The following is a 3583-nucleotide window of genomic DNA, read 5'->3' on the forward strand; positions in this document are numbered from 1 at the left end:
TTCCGCCGAGCCCGCCCTTATGTGCTGCGGACATAACCTCGGCCTTACCGACCACAGCGGAAAGTGGGAACCCTCCGGCAAGACCCTTTGCCATCGTCACAATGTCGGCTTTGACACCAGAATGCTCGATTCCGAACATGCGCCCTGTCCGCGCCATTCCCGACTGCACCTCGTCTGCGATTAGCAAGATGCCGTAATGGTCTGCCAATTCCCTTAGGCTCAATAGGAAATCCGTGGGCGCGACGTTGAAGCCGCCTTCGCCTTGAACGGGTTCGATTATGATCGCCGCTATCCGCTCCGGCTCCACGTCAGAAGCGAACAATGTGTTGAGTGCGCGCAACGAGTCTTCAACCGATACTCCTAAATAGCTGTTTGGAAAGGGCAAATGATAGATTTCTGCCGGAAATGGGCCGAAGTTTTTCTTATAGGGTACGACCTTTCCAGTAAGTGCCATGCCCAGAAGTGTACGGCCGTGAAACGCGCCGCTAAACGCCACTATCCCGGAACGCTTGGTGTACGCGCGCGCGATTTTGATGGCGTTCTCGATGGCCTCTGCCCCAGTCGTGGCCAGCATAGTGAGATTGTCTGTGCCGGTCGGCGCAATTGCGTTCAGTCGTTCGGCCAACGTGATGTAGCTCTCGTAAGGTGCCACGTGAAAGCAGGTATGCGTAAACCGCTCCGCCTGTTCGCTAACCGCCTGCATGACTTTCGGGTGACGGTGGCCAGTATTGTTGACCGCGATCCCTGCCGCAAAATCGATATAGCGTTTGCCGACTATATCCCAAAGCTCTGCGTTTTCAGCACGATCAGTGAAAATGGAACGAGTGCCGACACCTGGCGCTATCGCTGCCGCCTGCCTTGTTTGGAGTAGGGTCACTGCCGACATTGTTGCCTCAACGCGATCTTGGTTAGGACTGGTTTTCAACATCTTCTCGGTACTCGCGCTGAGGACGATTCATTCTTCGGGGGCCGGATTACGTCCAGCTGACGTCTAGAAACATTTAGGACATGCTTTGAGATCTTTGAGGCAGTCCAAACCAAGAACCAGGGGGCGGATATCACTCGAGAAGGCTGGTCTCTAGCGAGACTGGAACCGATGGCGATTGCACGGGCTAACATCGCGAAACCTCACCGCACGCGGATATCCCAGTGAAAGGGCAAACGTTCGGCCTGTACGTCATGGTCTGCGCCCCGCGGCCTTTGCTTAGTTCCCGTGGTCATCCCAAATTGGAAGAGCCACAGAAGCATGCGAACGGTCCGAGTCCAGACCATTTTGGTGAAGGAATAGATTGACATAAGTGTCCTCCCACTCTGGCGATCAGGGTATTTGGCCCTTTTCACCGTCAACTACTGCGGCCTTCACTGCACGTCATCAATGATGACCATCGTCATTTTTTGGAGCATTTCCATTCGGTTTTGATTCGATCTTGCCAGGAGGGCGGTAGGCATTCGCACGCGCAAGCAATCCAACTTGCGCTAACCGAAGCGCCTTTAGAGCCAAAAACTTGACGGTAGTGAATGAGCGGATCATTGCCCAGTATCCCCCGGCTTTTTTTGAGCACTAGCAACTTTAGGTGGAGCTGCTTGCACTCCAGCAACCGCGATCAGCACCTTCAACCGCAAATGGCCACCAAACCGCCCGGAGGCCTCATCTGAAATTCCGCAGTGGCCGTTGCCTCCGAAAGGCGCCCCTCGGTTTAGGCTAGCCACCTTATGTCGGTTGCCGTGGTCACCATCTTGCGTGGCCTTCATAGTGATGAGGTTTCCGAATGCCGCTAGGTGACAGTAGTCACAATTGTGGGTGTCGATGTCGTGCCCTAGCGTCTTCAACGACCAATCTGCACCAAGTCCGAGGCCCATCGTGAAAGAGCATTCGATCCTCCCACCGAATCTAATTGGATTGACCCGCATGGGTGCGTCCCAGCTTCAATCCTCAAAACCACTCCTATCCTTAGGGAGGTGACTTTTGATCGATTGGCAAACGCTCAGTTTCCAGATCGTCAATGGTGTCGTCTGGGCCATGTTTCTGGGGCTGATCGCTCTGGGTCTCAACGCCATTTTCGGTCTGCTCGGCCTATTGAACATGGCCCATGGGGCTATCTATGCAGTGGGGGCCGTTATTGCCTGGTACGCGGCTAGCCAGCTTGGGAGTTTCTGGCTGGCGGTCGTGATTGCACCGCTTGTTGCCGCTGCCGTCAGCATTCCAGTCTATCGGTTCATACTGCGGCCGACGATCGGCAAGGATATGATGGTGGGCCTGGTGGCTACCTCGGGCCTGCTTTTCGTCATCAATGATCTGTTGCTTGCTACCTTCGGCGGATCGCCTCGCCTCGTGCAGCCGCCTGTTTCCGGCTCAGTTGGTATACTTGGCTTTTACTACCCGACCTATCGCGTGGTTGCGGCCGGTATGGCTGTTGCCGTACTTGCGACCTTTTGGGCCTTTCTCCGATTGACGGCGATCGGGCTTTGGATTCGGTGCGTGGCACAGTCGCCGACACTCGCCATGGCTTCGGGCGTGCCTGTCGAACGGGTCTATATGGTCATCGTGGTGATGAGCGCTGCGCTCGCGGCCCTGGCGGGCGTCTTGATCGCACCCATGACGATGGTGAGCCACCAGATGGGCCTGTCCGTACTCGGCCCAGCATTCATCGTTGTCGTGGTCGGCGGGCTCGGCAACTTAGGCGGCGCCGTCGCGGCGGCGGTTATCATGGGTGTGACCCGAGGCGTCCTTTCTGTCTTTCTCCCGCCGACCTACGCGGAAGTTGGAGCAATTGTTATGTTTCTTCCGTTTCTCTTACTTCGGCCGAGCGGTATTTTTGGGGGGCGGGCATGAGGGACCGTGCGGGTATCGTCACATCGCTCGTCATCCTTGTAGCGCTTTGCGTGGCTGCTCCTATCGTGGGCGAATTTTGGAGCGGCGTATTGGCCCGCTGCGTTAGCTGGATGTTCCTGGCCATAAGCTTTTCGCTTGCCTATTCCTACGCCAACCTGCCAAGTGTGGCCCAAGCAACTGTATTTGGAGCGGGTGCCTACGCTGCAATCTGGCTCGCCCCAACGCTACAGGGCAGTATTTCTCTCATGATTCTGGCGGGTGTGGCCGCGGGTGGAGTTGTTGCTCTAATCTTTGGGGTACTCTTGTTGCGAATGTCGCATTCGGGCGCGGCCATCGGAACGATCATCTTTGCCGTCACCGGGTCGATCCTGGGCAACGCCGCGGTAGCATTCACCGGTGGTGCCGATGGTCTGCCGCTGCCTGCGCTAGATTTCCACTTTTTTGGGTCGTCCATTGTTGCCGGCCCCAACAATACCATGCTTGTGCTGAGCACGGCGCTGTTGGCTGCTCTACTGATCGGATTCTGGTATCTTTCAGGCACGAGCACTTGGCGAATTGTCCGCGCTGTACAGCAAAATCCCGTTCGTGCCCAAGTGCTGGGATACAACTCGGCATTGTTCCGCTTAGTTGTTTTTGCGGTAGCGGGCTGCGTGGCTGGCCTTGGTGGCTCGCTCTATGCGCTCATATCGCGACATGTCGCCATCGACATTGTTAGCCTCTCGATGTCTTTGAAGTCGATCCTTTGGGCAG

General features: G+C 56.2%; 3 protein-coding genes. 2 read left to right on the plus strand and 1 reads right to left on the minus strand.

Annotation, left to right across the window (positions count from 1 at the left end; all coding sequences use genetic code 11):
- The coding region (locus tag AC1DUU_RS26380; protein ID WP_476786320.1) for an aminotransferase class III-fold pyridoxal phosphate-dependent enzyme at positions 1 to 886 on the minus strand (886 nt) is incomplete at its 3' end.
- A 1080-nt stretch (positions 887 to 1966) separates the two neighbouring features.
- Here AC1DUU_RS26380 and AC1DUU_RS26385 point away from each other — a divergent pair.
- Together AC1DUU_RS26385 and AC1DUU_RS26390 are read left to right on the plus strand one after the other, a co-directional pair.
- On the plus strand, positions 1967 to 2833 hold the full coding sequence (locus tag AC1DUU_RS26385) for a branched-chain amino acid ABC transporter permease (RefSeq protein WP_476786318.1): 867 nt from the start codon (positions 1967 to 1969) through the stop codon (positions 2831 to 2833).
- A partial coding sequence (locus AC1DUU_RS26390) for a branched-chain amino acid ABC transporter permease (protein WP_476786319.1) occupies positions 2830 to 3583 on the plus strand: 754 nt, incomplete at its 3' end. The genes AC1DUU_RS26385 and AC1DUU_RS26390, both read left to right, overlap by 4 nt.

This window comes from Aminobacter sp. P4_H6_2 (assembly GCF_056400805.1).